The sequence below is a fragment of the Adhaeribacter soli genome, assembly GCF_008727925.1.
GTDB classification, from domain to species: Bacteria; Bacteroidota; Bacteroidia; order Cytophagales; family Hymenobacteraceae; genus Adhaeribacter_A; species Adhaeribacter_A soli.
In genome coordinates this window covers 136047-154693 of sequence record NZ_VTWT01000012.1, presented here as the reverse complement: position 1 = coordinate 154693, position 18647 = coordinate 136047, and the positions used below count along the sequence as shown (strand labels likewise).

The 18647-nt window shown below is 47.6% G+C and carries 10 protein-coding genes; 7 read left to right on the top strand and 3 right to left on the bottom strand.

Translation table 11 applies throughout. From position 1 onward, the window contains the following. Positions 1–27: 27 nt before the first annotated feature. Positions 28–405 (bottom strand): endonuclease domain-containing protein, encoded by a 378-nt coding sequence (locus F0P94_RS18035; protein WP_150905676.1) that lies wholly within the window; start codon positions 403–405, stop codon positions 28–30. A gap of 343 nt (positions 406–748) precedes the next feature. Between F0P94_RS18035 and F0P94_RS18030 the strand changes: the two genes are divergently transcribed. After that, a complete protein-coding gene (locus F0P94_RS18030; protein ID WP_150905673.1) occupies positions 749–5149 on the top strand; it encodes a CusA/CzcA family heavy metal efflux RND transporter in 4401 nt (1466 codons plus the stop codon). A gap of 13 nt (positions 5150–5162) precedes the next feature. Next, the gene (locus F0P94_RS18025; protein ID WP_150905671.1) at positions 5163–6350 is read left to right on the top strand and encodes an efflux RND transporter periplasmic adaptor subunit; all 1188 of its coding nucleotides are present in this window, start codon (positions 5163–5165) and stop codon (positions 6348–6350) included. Between the two features lie 344 nt (positions 6351–6694). Here the strand turns inward: F0P94_RS18025 and carB are convergent, their stop codons facing one another. Further along, a complete protein-coding gene (gene carB, locus F0P94_RS18020) occupies positions 6695–9508 on the bottom strand; it encodes a carbamoyl-phosphate synthase large subunit (protein ID WP_150905668.1) in 2814 nt (937 codons plus the stop codon). Positions 9509–9806: 298 nt separating this feature from the next. Between carB and F0P94_RS18015 the strand changes: the two genes are divergently transcribed. From F0P94_RS18015 to F0P94_RS18005, 3 genes are all read left to right on the top strand, one after another. Next, positions 9807–10916, top strand: coding sequence for a PAS domain-containing sensor histidine kinase (locus F0P94_RS18015; protein ID WP_150905666.1), 1110 nt, complete (start codon positions 9807–9809; stop codon positions 10914–10916). Between the two features lie 193 nt (positions 10917–11109). Next, complete coding sequence (locus tag F0P94_RS18010; RefSeq protein ID WP_150905664.1) at positions 11110–13713, top strand: DUF5686 and carboxypeptidase regulatory-like domain-containing protein; 2604 nt, start codon at positions 11110–11112, stop codon at positions 13711–13713. Between the two features lie 128 nt (positions 13714–13841). Continuing rightward, a complete protein-coding gene (locus F0P94_RS18005) occupies positions 13842–14051 on the top strand; it encodes a hypothetical protein (protein WP_150905662.1) in 210 nt (69 codons plus the stop codon). A 16-nt stretch (positions 14052–14067) separates the two neighbouring features. Here F0P94_RS18005 and F0P94_RS18000 read toward each other — a convergent pair whose 3' ends face one another. Next, positions 14068–14997: an EamA family transporter gene (locus F0P94_RS18000; protein ID WP_225307277.1), complete on the bottom strand. Its 930-nt coding sequence runs from the start codon at positions 14995–14997 to the stop codon at positions 14068–14070. Between the two features lie 533 nt (positions 14998–15530). Here F0P94_RS18000 and F0P94_RS17995 point away from each other — a divergent pair. Continuing rightward, on the top strand, positions 15531–16145 hold the full coding sequence (locus F0P94_RS17995; RefSeq protein ID WP_150905658.1) for a T9SS type A sorting domain-containing protein: 615 nt from the start codon (positions 15531–15533) through the stop codon (positions 16143–16145). A 240-nt stretch (positions 16146–16385) separates the two neighbouring features. After that, positions 16386–18605, top strand: coding sequence for a M43 family zinc metalloprotease (locus F0P94_RS17990; protein ID WP_150905656.1), 2220 nt, complete (start codon positions 16386–16388; stop codon positions 18603–18605). Positions 18606–18647 lie beyond the last annotated feature (42 nt).

The window sequence follows — 18647 nt, the reverse complement described above, 5'->3', positions numbered from 1 at the left end:
TAGAGCTTTCAGGTGAAAAGGTAAGAATTACGCTGCTTCCTGATTTTGGAAATTTGCCTTAATAGTTTCTAACGTTTGCTCCAGCTTGTTGAATATTTCCTGATTTGGAAATCGGAGTATTCGGTAATTTAATTGCCTTAAGCGCGCATCGCGGACAACGTCATTAAAATAAGTTTCGCCTTCGGTATGATGGGCTCCATCCAGTTCAACTATTACCCTTTCAGATGCGCAGTAGAAATCCACAATGTAATTCTCAATGCTATGCTGTCGCCGGAATTTCCTTCCTGCTAATTGTTCTCTGCGTAAACATAGCCATAAAGTTTCTTCCGCCGATGTTTGATTTTTGCGGAGCTCCTGCCGGTTGGTTTTGAGGTGAGGCAGATTCTTAATTTGGTCTTTGCGCATATAAATTCTGAATTTTGCGCTGCAACAAGGCTCGTGTAAATTCTGTTCCTTTTACTCCTCCTCAATGGCTAGAAACAGGATAAAGCTTTTATCGGTTTGCATGAAAGAGGTTCTAGAGTTTTCAAGGATTCCATATATTCTATGTAAGAAGGGTTTCGGATAAATCCGCATACCATTTTCAAATGAGCCCGGTGAAGAAAAAATACTCCCTCCCCTGTTTTTAGGGGAGGGTAGGGGTGGGGTTAATTGGGTTTAGACAAATTCTGAATTAGCCTGTTATGCTAAATATCATTTTTCCTGGCCTGCCGGCTATGCTACCTTTACAGCATAAATCATTACCCTCATGATTGACAAGATCATCGATTTTTCCATCCGCAACAAACTGATCGTCGGCCTGCTGATCGCGGCTTTGATCGGTTGGGGCGGGTATTCGGTCACGCAGCTGCCGATTGATGCCGTGCCGGATATTACCAACAACCAGGTGCAGGTCATTACCGTGAGCCCGAGTTTGGCGGCGCAGGAAGTGGAGCGGCTTATTACCTTTCCGGTGGAAGTAACCATGGCTACCGTGCCGGGCATTACCGAGATTCGTTCGTTTTCGCGTTTCGGGCTTTCTATTGTAACCATTGTATTTACCGACGAAACCGATATTTACTGGGCGCGCAGCCAGATAAACGAACGCCTGAAACAAGCCGAAAATCAGATCCCGCCGGGCATTGGTTCTCCGGAACTGGCCCCCGTAACCACCGGCCTCGGCGAAATTTACCAGTACATTTTAAGGCCGAAAAAAGGCTTCGAAAGCAAATACAACGCTACCGAACTGCGCAGCATTCAAGACTGGATCGTGCGGCGGCAATTGCTCGGAACTAAAGGCGTTGCCGATGTCAGTAGTTTTGGCGGCTACCTGAAACAGTACGAAGTGGCTTTGAATCCGGACCGGTTGCGGGCTTTGGGTTTGAGTATATCAGACGTGTATAATGCCCTGGAGCAGAATAACCAGAATACCGGCGGCGCTTATATCGAAAAGAAACCGAACGCGTATTTTATCCGCACCGAAGGCCTGGCGCAAAGCCTGGAAGACGTGGGTAAAATGGTGGTGAAAAACACGCCGAACGGCACGCCGGTTCTGGTGCGCGACGTAGGCGAAGTACGGTTCGGCCACGCGGTACGTTACGGCGCCATGACCTACAACAACGAAGGCGAAGTGGTAGGTGCGATCGTGATGATGCTGAAAGGTGCGAACTCTTCCAAAGTAATTCAGGAAGTGAAAACCCGCATTGCCGAAATTGAAAAAACGCTGCCAGAAGGCCTGATCATTGAACCCTACCTGGACCGCACCAAACTGGTGGACAACGCCATTCAAACGGTAATAAAAAACCTCACTGAAGGCGCGCTGATCGTAGTTTTTGTGCTGGTTTTAATGCTCGGAAATTTAAGGGCAGGTTTGGTGGTAGCTTCGGTTATTCCGCTTTCCATGCTGTTTGCCATTTCCATGATGAACGTGTTCGGCGTTTCCGGCAATTTAATGAGCTTGGGGGCAATAGACTTCGGGTTAATCGTGGACGGCGCGGTAATTATTGTGGAAAGCGTGATCCATGGCATCGTGATTAAAAAACAGTATCATACCGGCGTAAATAAGTTAACCCAGGCGCAAATGGACGGCGAAGTGGCAGAATCGGCAAAGAAGATGATGCACTTTGCGGCGTTCGGACAGCTGATTATTTTGATCGTGTATTTGCCCATTTTGTCTCTCACCGGCATTGAAGGGAAAATGTTCAAACCGATGGCGCAAACCGTTTCCTTTGCCATTATCGGGGCGTTCCTGCTTTCCTTAACCTACGTGCCGATGGCTTCTTCGCTGTTTTTAAGCAAAGAAACCGAGCACAAACGCAACATTTCCGACCGCCTTATTGAAAAGCTCCAAACCTGGTACCGACCGATCATTACCAAAGCCTTGCGTTTGAAATTTCTGATTTTAGGCTTGGCCGCCGGATTATTAGCCGTAGCGCTGTTACTGTTTTTACGCATGGGCGGCGAATTTATTCCAACGCTGGATGAAGGTGATTTTGCGGTGGAAACGCGGCTAGTAAACGGCAGTTCCTTGTCGCAAACCATCGAAACTTCCCAGAAAGCTGCCGAAATACTGCTCAAGAATTTTCCGGAGGTAAAGGAAGTGGTGGGTAAAATTGGTTCTTCCGAAATTCCCGTCGACCCGATGCCGGTTGAATCCTGCGATTTGATCATTGTGCTGAAAGATAAATCGGAATGGACTTCGGCGACCGGCCGCGAAGAGCTGGCCGCTAAAATGAGTAAAGCACTGGAAGCCTTGCCGGGCGTTTCGTTCGGTTTTCAGCAACCCATTCAGATGCGTTTCAACGAACTCATGACCGGCGCACGGCAGGACGTGGTTATTAAGATTTACGGCGACGACCTCGATGAACTTTCCCGGGTGGCAAATAAAATAGGGCAGGAAGTTTCGAAAGTGAGCGGCGCCACCGACCTGTACGTAGAGCAGATTACCGGTTTGCCGCAGATCGTGGTAAAACTGAATCGCGACCAGCTGGCCCGCTACGGCCTGAGCGTGGAAGCTGTAAATGCTACCGTAGAAAGCGCTTTTGCCGGTAAAATTGCCGGATTGGTTTTCGAAGGGGAGCGGCGTTTCGATCTGGTTTTACGTCTGGAAGAAGCCAGCCGGCAGCGCATCGAAGACGTGCAGAATTTAACCGTAACCCTGCCCGACGGCAACCAGATCCCGCTTACGGCTGTGGCCGAAGTGACCTTTAAAGAAGGCCCGATCCAGATCCAGCGCGACGATACGAAACGCCGCATCACGGTAGGTTTTAACGTCCGCAACCGCGACGTGCAAAGCCTGGTGCAGGAAATTGAGCAGCGCATCAATCAGAAAATCAAACTGCCAACGGGCTACTATGTAACCTACGGTGGTCAGTTTCAGAACCTGGTGGAAGCCAGCAGCCGTCTGGCGGTAGCCGTTCCTTTAGCTTTGGCGCTTATTTTTATGCTATTGTTTTTTGCCTTCCGGTCGTTCAAGCACAGCCTGCTGATCTTTACGGCCATTCCGCTGTCGGCCATTGGTGGGGTATTGGCGCTTTATTTGCGCGGCATGCCCTTCAGTATATCGGCCGGTGTAGGTTTTATTGCGTTATTTGGCGTGGCCGTACTGAACGGAATTGTTTTAATTGGCTACTTCAATCAACTAAAAGCTGCCGGTATGAAAGATATGCACCGCATTGTTTTAACCGGAACATCCGTACGTTTGCGCCCCGTGCTGATGACGGCCATGGTAGCTTCGCTGGGCTTTTTGCCAATGGCGCTTTCCGGTTCTTCTGGCGCCGAAGTACAGAAGCCATTGGCTACGGTAGTAATCGGCGGTCTGATCTCCGCTACCGCCTTGACTTTAATTGTATTGCCCATTTTATACATCCTTTTCGAACGCATGGACTTTGGTAAAAAGAAACCGGCGGCTTTGAGTTTTTTACTGCTTTTGGCTAGCGTTTTTGCCACCCAAAGTCAGGCGCAAAATCAAATTCCTGCGCAAAAAACGCCAGGGAATAAGCCGCTAAAACTCGAGGAACTGATCGAACTGGCCAAACAGCAAAATGCCGGTTTACGTGCTGCAGAAATGGAAATTCAGGCGCAGCGGTCTTTGCGAAAAACGGCTTCTGATCTGGGGAAAACGCGTTTCGATGTAGAATACGGACAAGTGAATACGCCGCTGAACGATACCCGTTTCGATATTTCGCAAAGCATTCCATTCCCGACGGTAATTTCCCGGCAAATTGGTCTGACAAAAGCGGAAATAAAGCAAAGCGAACTCCGACAGGCGCGCACGCAGCAGGAACTAACGTACGAAGTGAAAAATGCCTATTACCAGCTGGTGTATTTCAAACAACTAGGCAAACTTTTGCAGCGGCAGGATAGTTTGTACGCCCTTTTTGCCCGCGCCGCGGAAATTCGCTTTAAAACCGGCGAAACGTATTTGCTCGAAAAAGCTTCCGCCGAAACCCAGTTGATGCACGTGCAGGCACAGATCCCGCAAAACCAAGCCGATATAGCTGCTTGGCAAGCCCGTTTGCAAGCCCTGTTGAATACGTCCGAACCTGTAGAAATTGAGCTTCCAGCCTTGCCGAAACGACCTTTATCCTTCAACCCCGATACTTCGGTTTTGCGCCAGACTCCGGCCTGGAATTTAGCGACCCAGCAAATTGAAGTGCAGCGTCAACTGTATTCCCTGGAAAAAGCCCGTGCCTTACCTGACCTTACCGTGGGGTATTTCAACCAGAGCTTGCGCGGGCCGATGAATGTGAACGGCGTAGAGCAAACCTTTACCGGCGCCGACCGCTTCGATGGCGTAACGGCGGGCATTGCGCTGCCGCTTTGGTGGAAGCCGTACGCCGCGCGCGTGCAGGCCGCCAAATTTCACCGGAAGCAAGCCGAAAATCTGGCTATTCAACAACAGCATACCCTCCGGGGCGAATTGATGCAGGCTTTGCAGGCCTTCGAAAAAGAAAAAACGGCTTTGAATTATTACGAACAATCGGCCCTGAAACAAAGCGAACTGGTGCTGCGGCTTTCGGATAAAAGCTTCCGGGCCGGTGAAATTGGCTACGTGGAATACCTGCAAAGCGCGCGTATGGCCCTCGAAATTCAAACTACTTACCTGGAACGTTTGCTGCGCTACAACTTAACCGTAACCGAACTGGAATTTATCTGCGGCCAACTTTAGACTTTTTACCCCTATGCGATACCGTTTTTCACCTTTCCTGAACCTGAAGAAAGTCGCCGCCCCGGCTTTTTTGCTGCTTTGCCTTAGCGTTTTTCCCGGCTGTAACTCATCAACCAAAGAAGAAAAACCTGCCGAAACCGAAACGGTTGCTGCCCCGGAAAACCCTAACGAAGTTACCCTGACCGATGCCCAGTTTAAAAGTTCCGGCATTGCTTTCGGACAAGTAGAGCAAAAAAATATCAGCACGGTGCTCCGCCTGAATGGCGTACTGGACGTGCCACCCCAAAACCTGATCAGCGTGAGTGCGCCGCTGGGCGGTTTTGTAAAAGAGACTGACCTGCTGCAGGGTATGAAACTGCGGAAAGGGCAAATTTTAGCTGTGCTGCAAAACCCAGAGTATGTAACGCTGCAGCAGGAATATTTAGACGCCAAAAGCAAGCTGGCCTACCAGGAGCTGGAATTTGCCCGCCAGAAAGAACTTAGCGAAGAGAACATTAGCTCGAAGAAAACTTTCCAGCAAACCACTTCGGAATACCAGCAATTACGCAACCGCGCCGCCGCCTTAAAAGAACAACTCGCGCTGCTCAACATCAACCCGGATAAGCTTACGGCCGTAAACATTTCCAGCACCATTCGCATTTATTCGCCCATCAACGGTTTCGTAAAAAATGTGCTGGTGAATACCGGTAAATTTGTAAGTCCGCAGGACGTGTTGTTTGAACTGGTAAATACCGAACACATGCACGCCGAGCTCACCGTTTTCGAAAAAGATATTGCCAAACTGAAACAGGGCCAGAAAATAAAACTCACCTTTCCCAACCTGCCCGGCCACGAAATTCCCGCTTCGGTCTATTTAGTAGGCCGCAGCATCGAAGCCGATAAAACCATTCGGGTGCACGCGCATTTAGACAAAGAAGATCCGGAATTATTGCCCGGCATGTACGTAACCGCGCTGGTAGAAATAAACGCGCAAACCGTTACTGCCTTGCCCGAAGATGCCATTGTGCAGGCCGAAGGAAAATACGTGATCTTCGTAGCCAAAACCGACCGCACGTTTGAAATGGTTCCGGTGGAAATAGGCGCTACGGAAAATGGCTATACCGAAGTGAAATTAACGGAAAATGTGCCTGCTAATGCCAGAATTGTAACCAAAGGCGCGTACCACGTGCTTGCGAAGAAGTTGAATGTAGGGGAAGAGTAACCCCACCTAAATCCTCCCCTAAAAACAGGGGAGGACTTTTTGATCGGCATGCATGGGTAAACGGTAGGGTTTTGGGCTGAAAAAGTAAAACCCACGTAGGGACAGGGCTTGACCTGTCCGCACGTTATTGCGTCCAATTATCTGAACACGATTTTATGAATTGCGTTCAAAATCAAATTTAAATAGCAGCAGCAAAACCTGATCGGGAATGCGTGCGGACAGGTCAAGCCATGTCCCTACATGGCCATGAATTTCATTAAAACAATTGTCCTGCAAATCCTCAAATCCTGAAGATCCTGATCAAAAAAAAGCCCTCCCCTGAATTAGGGGAGGGTTGGGTGGGGTTACCGGCTCAGATACAAGTTCCGCTCGGCGTAAACCTTCTGGAAATAATCATCCTGCAGGTCATCGATAAAGTAAATGCCTTCGCCGGTCGATTTCATTTCCGGACCAAGCTCTTTTTCGATATCCGGGAATTTGCTGTAAGAGAATACCGGTACTTTAATGGCGTAACCTTCTTTATGCGGGTTGAACTTGAAGTCCTTCACCTTGGCGTGGCCCAGCATGATTTTGGTTGCGTAGTTAATGTACGGTTCCCGGTAGGCTTTGGCAATGAACGGCATGGTGCGCGAAGCCCGTGGGTTCGCTTCGATCACGTAAACCACTTCATCTTTCACGGCAAACTGAATGTTAATTACGCCCACGGTATTCAAAGCCAGCGCAATCTTCTTCGTGTGGTCTTCAATTTGCTTCATCACGTTATCCGAAAGATCGAATGGCGGCAGTACCGCGTAAGAATCTCCGGAGTGGATGCCGGCCGGCTCGATGTGCTCCATAATACCCAGAATGTGCACGTCTTCGCCGTCGCAGATCGCATCGGCTTCGGCTTCGATGGCACGGTCTAAGAAGTGGTCGAGGAGTACTTTATTGCCCGGATTGTCTTTCAGAATATCTACTACTTGCGCTTCGAGTTCCTGCTCGTTGATCACGATCTTCATGCTCTGGCCACCGAGTACGTAGCTTGGGCGCACCAAAAGCGGGAACCGTAGCTGACGGGATAGTTCAATCGCTTCTTCGGCGGAAGTTACAGAGGCAAACGGCGGATACGGGATGTTGTTGTTTTTCAGCAGGGTAGAGAACGCGCCGCGGTCTTCAGCTAAGTCTAAGCTCTGGAAGCTCGTTCCCAGAATTTTGATGCCGTAGCGGTCCAGTTTTTCCGCCAGTTTCAGGGCCGTTTGGCCACCGAGCTGCACAATTACGCCTTCCGGTTTTTCGTGCTGAATGATGTCGTAAATGTGCTCCCAGAATACCGGCTCGAAGTACAGCTTATCCGAAATATCGAAGTCGGTGGAAACGGTTTCCGGGTTGCAGTTGATCATGATGGTTTCGTAGCCGCACTCGCGCGCCGCCAGTACGCCGTGCACGCAGGAGTAGTCAAACTCGATGCCCTGACCAATGCGGTTCGGACCGGAACCCAGCACCACGATCTTTTTCTTGTCCGACACTACCGATTCGTTTTCGCCTTCGAAAGTAGAGTAGTAGTAAGGCGTTTTAGCTTCGAATTCGGCGGCGCAGGTATCTACCAGTTTGTACACGCGCTTAATGCCCAGTTCCATGCGGCGTTTATGCACTTCGCTTTCCAGGCAGCGCAGGATGTGGGCGATCTGGCGGTCGGCGTAGCCTTGCTGCTTGGCTTTGCGCAGCATTTCTTCCGGCAGGGTTTCCAGCGTGTATTGGCCCATTGCCTTCTCGGTATCGTTCAGCTGCTCGATCTGGTTCAGGAACCACGGGTCAATTTTGGTGATCTTCCGGATCGTATTAGTAGGAATACCAAACTTCATGGCATCTTTAATGCTGAACAGGCGGTTCCAGCTGGCGTTGGTCAGACTATCGATCAGCTGATCGTAATTGGTCATTTCCTTGCCGTCGGCGCCAATCCCGTTCCGCTTGATCTCTAAGCTCTGGCAGGCTTTCTGCAAGGCTTCCTGGAAGGTACGGCCAATGCCCATCACTTCGCCTACCGACTTCATTTGCAGGCCTAAGGTTTTATTCGTGCCTTTAAATTTATCGAAGTTCCAGCGCGGGATCTTTACAATTACGTAGTCTAAAGCCGGTTCAAAGAAAGCGGAAGTGGTTTTGGTAATGGCGTTTTTCAGCTCATCTAAGTTGTAACCAATAGCCAGTTTTGCGGCAATTTTTGCGATCGGGTAACCGGTAGCTTTGGAAGCCAGGGCCGAAGAACGGCTTACGCGCGGGTTAATTTCGATGGCAATAATGGTGTCGTCTTCCGGGTTTACCGAGAACTGCACGTTGCAACCGCCGGCATATTGGCCAATCCCGTTCATCATCTTAATGGCTAAATCGCGCATGCGTTGGTAAACGGTGTCCGGCAAGGTCATGGCCGGCGCAACGGTAATGGAGTCGCCGGTGTGAATGCCCATCGGGTCGAAGTTCTCGATGGAGCAGATGATGATGATGTTCTGGTTGTTGTCGCGGAGTACTTCCAGTTCGTATTCTTTCCAGCCTAAAATGCTTTGCTCTACCAGCACTTCGTGTACCGGCGAAGCGTGCAGACCAGCAGCCAGGGCTTTGTCGAAATCTTCCGGCTTTTCCACGAAACCGCCGCCAGCGCCACCTAAGGTATAAGACGGACGAATAACCAGCGGGAAACCAATTTCCTGGGCAATTTCCTTGCCTTCCAGGAATGAGCGGGCCGTTCTGCCTTTGCAAACATTCACGCCCAATTCGATCATTTTCTGACGGAATTTCTCGCGGTCTTCGGTGGTTTCAATGGCCTTGATATCTACCCCGATAATTTTTACGCCGTACTTTTCCCAGATGCCCGCATTTTCGCAGTCAATCGCCAGGTTCAGGGCGGTCTGGCCGCCCATGGTTGGGAGAACGGCGTCTATTTTGTGCTTTTCAAGGATCTCGATGATGTATTTTTTCTCGAGCGGCTTCAGGTACACGTTATCAGCAGTTATGCTGTCGGTCATGATGGTAGCCGGGTTGGAATTGATGAGGGTAACTTCTATGCCTTCTTCGCGGAGCGAGCGGGCGGCCTGGGTGCCGGAATAATCGAATTCAGCGGCCTGACCAATTACAATAGGGCCGGAGCCAATAATTAAAACGGAACGGATACTGGTGTCTCTGGGCATGAGTGGTATAGGTATAAATTGCCCAAAGTTAGGGAGTGATTTTTATTTTCACGAAAAAATAGAATGATAATCAGGATTTTATTTGAATGTTTCAAAACTTGCCGGGCAAAACGCAAGGTTTTGGGTTTTTCAGCGGCAGTCATACCGTTTTTGCGCCGGCCGAAAGTTTTCTTCCCGGGTGGTTCTGAAAACAATTCCGGGAACCGGTCCGCCGCTTCAGACTTTTTTAGTTTGTTGCGTATAAGCGGTTAACCTTTCAGATAAACCGCTGTTTATTTAACTGACCCATACCCTTACCATGAACCTGAGCGCCAATCCGGAGAATATTTTTTTGCTGGAACAACTGGCTGAACATACCCAAAACGCCTTTTTTATTTTCGACGTACCCGCGCAGCAGTTTACTTACCTGAGCCCGGCTTACGAATTTATCTGGGAAAGAAACCGGGAAGAACTTACGGTAGGTGCAGGCGGCTTGTGGCAAGCCATTGTGCCCCAGGACCGCCGGCATGTGTTGCGTTGCTGGAACTGGTATAAAGCGCCCCGGCGCAGCAATCATAAAACCTTCGAGTTTCGGTTGCAGTTTCCGGATGGCCGGTTAAAGTGGCTGTACGCCGAATTGTACCTGATCCGCAACGAAGACGGGAGTTTTAGCATTTCCGGGTGGGTGCAGGATGTAAGCGAACGAAAACAGTACCTGGAAGTGCTGAGAAAGTACGCGGCCCGGAAGAATTCCGTGTTGGAAATTCTAACGCATGACCTTTCCGGCTTTCTGAACCTGATCCGCAGCCTTAGCCTGAGCAGCAATATTGCCTCGCCGGAAAATACCCGCGAGTTTCAGGAGCTATCTCACAAATTGAGCCTCATTCAGGAAACCAGTCAGCGCAGCCTCGAGCTAATTACCACGCTGGTGAACCACGAATTTATCGAGTCTTCCAAAGTAGAGCTTAACCGGCAACACCTGGATCTGGTGGCGAAGATCGGGGATATAATAGATACCTTCCGGGCAGCCGAAAGAGAAATGGACAAAAAGTTTGTAATAGAAGCCAGTCAGCCCCAGATCTTTGCCATGATAGACGATGTAAAGCTCATGCAGGTGATCAATAACCTGGTTTCCAATGCTATCAAATTTACCCCGGACGGCGGCATTATAAGAATAGAACTCGAAGACAAACCGGAAGCCGTGCAGTTGCGCATCATGGATAACGGCATCGGTATTCCGGACGCGCTGCAGCCCCTGCTCTTCGACCGATTTACCGAAGCCCGCCGGCCCGGCTTGCGGGGCGAACCTGCCGTGGGTTTAGGCATGAGTATTATTAAGCTTATCGTTGAACTGCATAACGGCAGGATCTGGTTCAGCAGCCGCGAAAACGAAGGAAGTACTTTCTTTGTAGAACTTCCGAAAGAATGAAGATGCCTGTATAAAAAGGAAATGGTAGGGATCTGGCCGGAAAAAGTAACGGTCCCGTTTCGAAAATTTCCCAACCAAGCGCATTCGTTTCTTCAAAGAAAAAAAGCGAAGTGTTTATTCCTGATAGGATTATGATATATTAGCTGAATGTTATGTTAGCTACCGCTTCGGTTACACGCGCTATTCCTGCCTTATGAAATACCTTTTTTTACTGATAAGCTTTCTTTGGCTGGGCAGCAGTTCGGGTTGGGCCGGCACCCTATATGGCCGCATCACCGGCGAGAATAACGAAGCCCTGCCTTTTGCTAATATTTACGTGCGCAATACCACCAACGGCACCACCGCCAACGAACAGGGAAATTACCAGTTCAAATTGCCGGCCGGTACCTACGAAATCGTGTTCCAGTACATCGGGTACAAAGCTCAGGTGCATACCATTACCCTGGGCGAAGGCGAAAAAGAGCATAACGTGCAACTGGTGCCGGAAGCGTATAACCTGGGCGAAGTGGTGGTGAAAGCCAACGCCAAAGACCCGGCCTATGCCATGATCAAAGCCGCCATGGACCGCCGGAAATATCACTTAAAAGAAACGGAAGCCTACCAGTGCCGGGTGTACATAAAAAACCTGCAGCGCCTGACCGAAGTACCCAAAAAAGTGCTGGGCCTGGTAAAGGTAACCGATATTAAACCCGGTATTGTATACTTGTCGGAATCGGTGTCAGAACTGAGCTTTAAGCAGCCGGATAAATTCCGCGAAAAACTGATCTCTTCCAAAATGAGCGGCAGCAACAAAACCATCAGCTTCAACCAAGCTACCGATTTCAATTTTAATTTTTACGAAAACCTGCTGAAAGTAGAAGGCCTCACGCCGCGCGGCTTTGTGTCGCCGCTGGCAGCCAACGCTTTTTTGTTTTACCGCTACGAACTTATGGGTACTTCCCAGGAAAACGGCCGCCACATTCATAAAATAAAAGTTACGCCCATCCGCAAAAACGACCCTGCTTTTAAAGGCTACGTGTACCTGGTAGACGGCGAATGGCGGCTGCAAAGCCTGAACCTGACCCTGAACAAAAACACCCAGCTCGAATTTCTGGATTCCGTGCAGGTAAACCAGGTTTTTGCGCCCATCAATAATTCCGGCGTCTGGATGCCGATCTCCCAGAAGCTGGTTTTCCGGTTTTCGGGCTTGGGTTTTAAGGGGAATGGCTACGTGAACGTAATTTATTCGAAATACCAGGTGCAGCCGGCAGCCTACGTCGTGGCCGCGCAAAGGGCAAAGCAGGCTTCCGAACAAATTCAAAACGCTATGGCTGAGGCGCCAAAACCCGAACCCGTTACTGTAGCCAAACCCAAAAGAAAAGTCCGGAAGAAAATAGCCGCGGAGCAGGAGCAGCTCTTCGATAAAAAGCATTTCAACAACGAGCTGTTAGCCGTGGAAGAAGGCGCCAATAAAAAAGACAGCACCTATTGGGAAGAAGAAAGGCCTATTCCGCTATCCGAGGAAGAAATTAAAGACTACAAAACCAAAGACAGCCTGCAGGCTATTGTAGAATCGAAACCTTACAAAGATTCTGTAGATAAGATCCGCAACAAATTCAGCTTCTCCAGTTTGTTTCTGAGCGGCTACACCTATTACCATTCCTTTACCCGTCAGTCCTTCAGCGTAGATCCTTTGCTGGCTCCCCTGGAATACAATTCCTTTCTGCAATTCAATACCGTAGAAGGCCTGGTGGTAAACCCCGGGTTTCAGTACCGCAAACGCTACGAAGACCGCCGTTATTACGAAGTTATTCCTACCGCCCGGTATGGTTTCAGCAGCGAAAAGTTCTATGCCAACCTGAAATCAAGTTATTACTACAACCCCGTTAAGAATGGTACTTTTACCGTAGAAGGCGGAAAGTTTGTGAGCCAGTTCAACAGCAACAACCCGATCGCTACTTTCTGGAATACGGTTTATACCCTTTTGGCCGAACGGAACTACATGAAGCTCTACGAGAAACGTTACGCCCGTCTGGAAGAAAGAACCGAGATCGTGAACGGGCTGAACATTATCGGTTTGCTGGAGTTTGCCGACCGGCACGAGTTATTTAACAGCACCAATTTTACGTTCAGCGATCGGGCTACCCGCGCGTTCACGCCCAATCTGCCCGTGAATGCCGAGCTGCCCGATGCGTCCTTTGGCCGCAACCAGGCGCTTACCCTGAACCTGAACCTGCAGTGGCGGCCGGGGCAGCAGTACATCAGCCGCCCGAACCGCAAAATTAACCTGGCTTCCAAATACCCGGCTTTTACCTTGGGCTATACCAAAGGCTTCAAAAACCTGCTGGGCTCCGACGTAAATTACGACCGGGTAGCTTTATTGATTAGCGACGAAGTGGAGCTGGGCCTTTTCGGAAGTTCGAATTACTGGGTAACGGGCGGTACTTTCGTGAACAACAAAAGCATGTGGCTCATGGATTACCGGCATTTTGCGGGCAACCGTACCGTTTACGCCGGCGGCTTCGGCGGTTTCCAGTTGCTCGATTATTACCTTTACAGCACCAATAACCGGTATTTCGAAGCGCACTTCAGCCACCATTTCAACGGGTTCATCCTGAACAAACTTCCCTTTATCCGGCGCGGCAAGCTGCAGGAAGTGCTCAATGTCAATTACCTGAATACCATCGAGTCCAGAAACTATGTGGAAGTGGGTATCGGATTAGAGCACATCTTCAAAATTTTGCGGGCCGATTTCTATACCGGTTTCCAGGAAGGCGAAAAAGTACGGTCCGGTTTTCGGGTAGGCTTTGGCTTTTAAAACTAAACGAATAGGATTATTCGAATAGTAACTTTTGATTCGTGTTCAGTGGCCTGCTTAAGCTGAACCTTTGAAAAGTACCGGCGTTATTCAGTTCAAACGAATTCTAAAATCTAAAACTGACGACGATGGCTTTTTCTTCAAACTACCGCGCCTGGCGCACCGCTGCCAAGGCAACTTTATTAAACACTTCTTTCAGTAATTCCGCTGAAGAAACCAGCAGCATGGCTGCCTTTTCTGCTCCCCGCGCGTTAGCCGGGAATAAACTGCCGGCTAACGGAGCCCCGAAGACAAAATCTTCTTTCTTTGAGAACCTGCTGCTGAGCATGTCGGTGTAATAACCGGCCGGCAAGTTCAATAGCAACAGATCTCTGAATTTCCGGAGGAAGATGGCAATGCGCCGGCTTTCCTGATCTTCAGGTTATACAAAATAACGGAGACGAAGATCAAGGCATAAGCCAGACCTTGCTGCAGCGTTGCTTCTTCCTTGTAATACAAAAATGCCAACAGGAAGTTAATGATCGGGTTCAGGTACATCAGAATGCCGATGGTGCCCGAACTTAGCTCTTTTAGCCCGTACAGGTTCAGAAACAGCGGCAGCACCGTAAAAACGGCGCTTAATATCAGAATAAAACCAAAGAAGTGAAGTCCAGGCAAGGCTTCCCCTTCTCCCTGGAAATAGCTGTAAAACGGACCGATAAGCAAAATTGCCAGCAGCAATTGCATAGCCAGCAGCACGATCTTGTCATAATCTTTCAGCACTTTCTGGGTGATCAGGTACAGGGCATAACTGCCCGCAATCAGAATGCTGAACAATAAATTGGTTACCTGCCCGATCCCGATCAGGCAGCAGCTTATCACACTCAGGCCGATAGCCAGCCACTGGTTCCGATTCAGCTTCTCCTTTAAAAGCAAAAAGCCCAGTACCGCCGTTAAAATAGGGCAGAGTAAGTACGCAAACGAAGCCGTTTGAATGGAAACGTTGTTGATCACATAAATATAAAGCAGCCAGTTAAGGGGAAGCAGCATGCCGCCGGCGGCGGTAAACAATACCAGATTCCTTTTCTCCTTTACCTCACCGTTCCGGAACCGGGTTACCGTTTCTACGGCTTCCCGGCGTTTGGCGGAGATTAAAAGCACCAGCAAAAGCCCCGCTGAAACCAGGATCCGGAAAAACAGGATCTGTCCGCTGGGGTAGCCGCTTAAAGCTCGTAAAGGCAAAGGCACAAACCCCCAGATAATAAAAGCAGCCATGGCCGCCGCGTAAAAACGATTGATCTTCAAAATAAAAACGATAGTAAAAATGGCTGCAAAGGTAGGGTATACGGCAGTAATGGCCTAAAGCTTTCCAATGCAGATGTACTTGATGGGTTTGCAACTGCCTGAGATGGAAAAGTGCCTGTAATTTTTAAGTAAATGGACAAATTTATTTTACTCACTAACATTCCTTTCTTTTCTGTCATTCTGGAAGAATCTTGTGAATTCAAAGCTGGAAACCCATAAATTTTCTACAAAATGACAATTGTAGTAGTTGAAATTAATTTGATCCCATTACTTAAGGGGCAAGGCTAAAATAATTGATTAGCTTGAAAGGGAATTCGACTTTGTATTGGGTCGAGTGATAGAATCTTGTATACTTTTAGTCCAGATACCAATATCCAGATACCAATATCCTTTTACTTACTTCTCTGTCAGATTGCCATTATACCGGTTCAGGGCTAACTTATTCTGGCTGAGCAACATTTACTTTGAACAATAGTTGCCTTCTCCTTATTTTTGGCTGTTAAATCTGAAACGTCCTTAAAAGCACTGTAACTATGAGAAAAACCGCTACTCTTTTCGGCCTTCTGGCCTGCTTCTTTTTAGGCCAGCATGTACAGGCCGCCAATGCCACCGTAACCATTTCCGACTTTGCCTACAGCCCGAACCAGGTTACCATTAATGCTGGCGAAAGCGTTACCTGGCAGTGGTCTTCCGGCACCCACCCAACTATGTCGAACAGCACGCCTTCCGCCTGGGCCACCTTTACCTTAGGTTCCGGCAACCCCACTTTTACCCAGGTTTTTAATACGCCGGGCACCTATGCCTACCACTGTACGGCGCACCCTGCCATGACGGGTACTATCCGGGTACTGGCCGGCCCAACCGGCCTCGGCGAAGACCAGCAAAAAGGCACTGTTTTAATTGCCTATCCCAACCCGGCTTCCGGGCTTTTAAAACTGGCGCTGCAAACTTCCGGCGCGGAAAAATACGAGGTGAGGTTTACAAACGCTATCGGCCGGACGGTAAAAACCATTTCGGCTGCCGAGTTACCTGCCGCCGGCAAAGACCTGGAAGTGGACCTGAGCAGCCTGCCTGCCGGTATCTATTTTTACGGCCTCTGGAACCAGGATAAACTGGTAGAAAATAAACGGCTGATCCTCTCGAAATAAATTTTAATAAAGTGACTGTTTCCTGATTAAGGCCCTGTAGCATTGCTGTGGGGCTTTTTTACGTTTTGTTAAAAAGTTACAATTTAATAACAGATTAGTGTATTGTTTTTATGCTTATTTGTTATAATCTTACGCACATCTTACCCGCTCTAAAAACCTGCATGTAAATCTTACTTCAAATGGAGAACGCTGAAAATCCATGAAAGAGTAGGCATTTACTTTCATCTAACAAACAAACCAATGAAAAAGAAATTTCTTAAATTTCTAATGGGATGCTCTTTGCTCATCAATTGCGAAATTGGTCAAGCGCAAACTACACCGGAACCCTGTGGTACAATGGAGTTTTTAACTCAACAATTTAAAGTTGATCCGGATTATAAAAGCCGATTGGATCAGCTTGAGAAACAAACAAAAGCCTACATTGCTAATTATTCACCTGCATCACAACGCAGACTAGGAACCATTACTATACCTGTAGTAGTACATATTGTTTCTCCTGGACCCACTATGGGGTATGTAACCGATCAGCAGGTACATTCACAAATTACCGCATTAAACCGGGATTTTTCTAAATCTAATTCGGATATTGCAAATGTTCCTGCAGCATTTGTTTCTCTTGCAGCTGATATTCAGATACAGTTCCAATTAGCAAGTATTTTAAGAGCATCTACTAGTTTAAGTGTATTTGAAAAACGTAATATAGGAGATATAAATAAGATAGGCTTCAGCCCAATGAATTCTAGTGCAGCTTGGGATCGCGATAGATATCTTAATATTTGGGTCTGTGATTTAGAGGCTGGTTTTAATGGTTACGGGGCACCGCCTTTGGGTGACCCAAGAATAGATGGTGTGGTTTTAGATTACCAAGTATTCGGCACTCAAGGAACAGTTCTACCCAACTTTAATTTAGGTCGTACAGCCGTCCATGAAGTTGGACATTGGCTTAATCTAAAACATATATTTGGAGAAAGCCATGATGCCAATGGTTATCCAGACTGTAATGATGATGATGAAGTAAGTGATACTCCTAAACAGCAGGGACCTAACTATAATTGCCCTTCATTTCCCACAAACACCCAAGCTTGCGATAAGTCTTTACCAAATGGTACTATGTTCATGAATTTCATGGATTATACAGATCAATCATGTAGTCTCATGTTTACTGAAGGTCAAAAAAGGAGAATGGAAGCTGCATTAGAATACGGGGGAAGGAAATTAATCGGCTGTAATTCTACGTATACTATGCCTTCCATTTTAACTATAAGTGGCCAGACCGATGTGGATTGCTTGGGTGAACTAACCTACACTACGGAAAGCTTACCAAATACTGCGTATAGCTGGTCATTGCCTTCAGGTTGGTCGGTAATTGGGAGTGCAAACGAGAGTGTAATTAAAATTAAGCAAAACTCTAATCCAAGCCTTCCTGCTACAATCTCAGTAACTGCTACGAGTTCTTGTAATCCTGCAGTAACTCGAAATGGTTCACTTACGATTACAGGTATAAAGTCAAAATTGTCTCCCTCTCCAACAGTTTCTGGGGTTCCTACAATTATGTGTCCTCCTGTCAATATGTTTGACCAAGGAATCTCAATTCAGGCATCGCATCCTGCTAATGTAACCTCTTATAAATTCGAAATTTACCCTGGTCATGCTGTAAATATAAAAGAGAGTTCTGATAATTGGGGTAGTCCAAAGAAACCTTCTATACTTGATCAAGCCACACACATAAGGACACTTATTGCAAATTCTCAAGTTACATTAATAGTTGCGGATGCTAATTATTCAGGATACGTTAATTTAAAGGTATATGCTTATAGTCCTTCTTGTAATGATTATTCCGACCCTGCTGAATATAGTTTCTGGGTAGGAAGTCCAATAACTCCAAATTTTACTGGAACCACGAAAATAAATGCAAGTGCAGGTTCACAATTTAATTTGACCTTAACGGGTGGAGATATAAGAACTGGAACCTTTAATTTGGTATATCCATCTAACTGGATTCTTGATATGATTGGAGATCCTATCCAATATGGATTTGGTCGTTATTTATTCAACTATACCGTTACCATTCCACCTGGTACTCCTAATCGAAATTACAACATTTCAACTTCAACCTCAAATGCTTGTGGTACAACTGTATCAAATCTTGTTACTGTTTGCGTAGGAGGTGGTTGCCGATTTAGTTCAGCAGGAACCAACTATTCAATTTATCCAAATCCAGCTACTGATATTGTCAATATTACTGCCGAAAAAAAAAATTCAGTTCAGGGCCAATCAATTAAAACAATGCAAAGCTTAGCTGATTACAACTTGTTTAATAATCAAGGTAAAGTTGTTCGCAAAGGAAAGCTTTCTAGTGAAAGTAACTCCATTGAAACCATGAACCTACCTAAAGGCCTATATTATCTTCATATAAACTCTGGAAATGAAATAATTAAAGAGCAGATAATAATTCAATAATTTTCCTAACACATCAACAAAAAAGCCTGCTGCCTCAGCAGG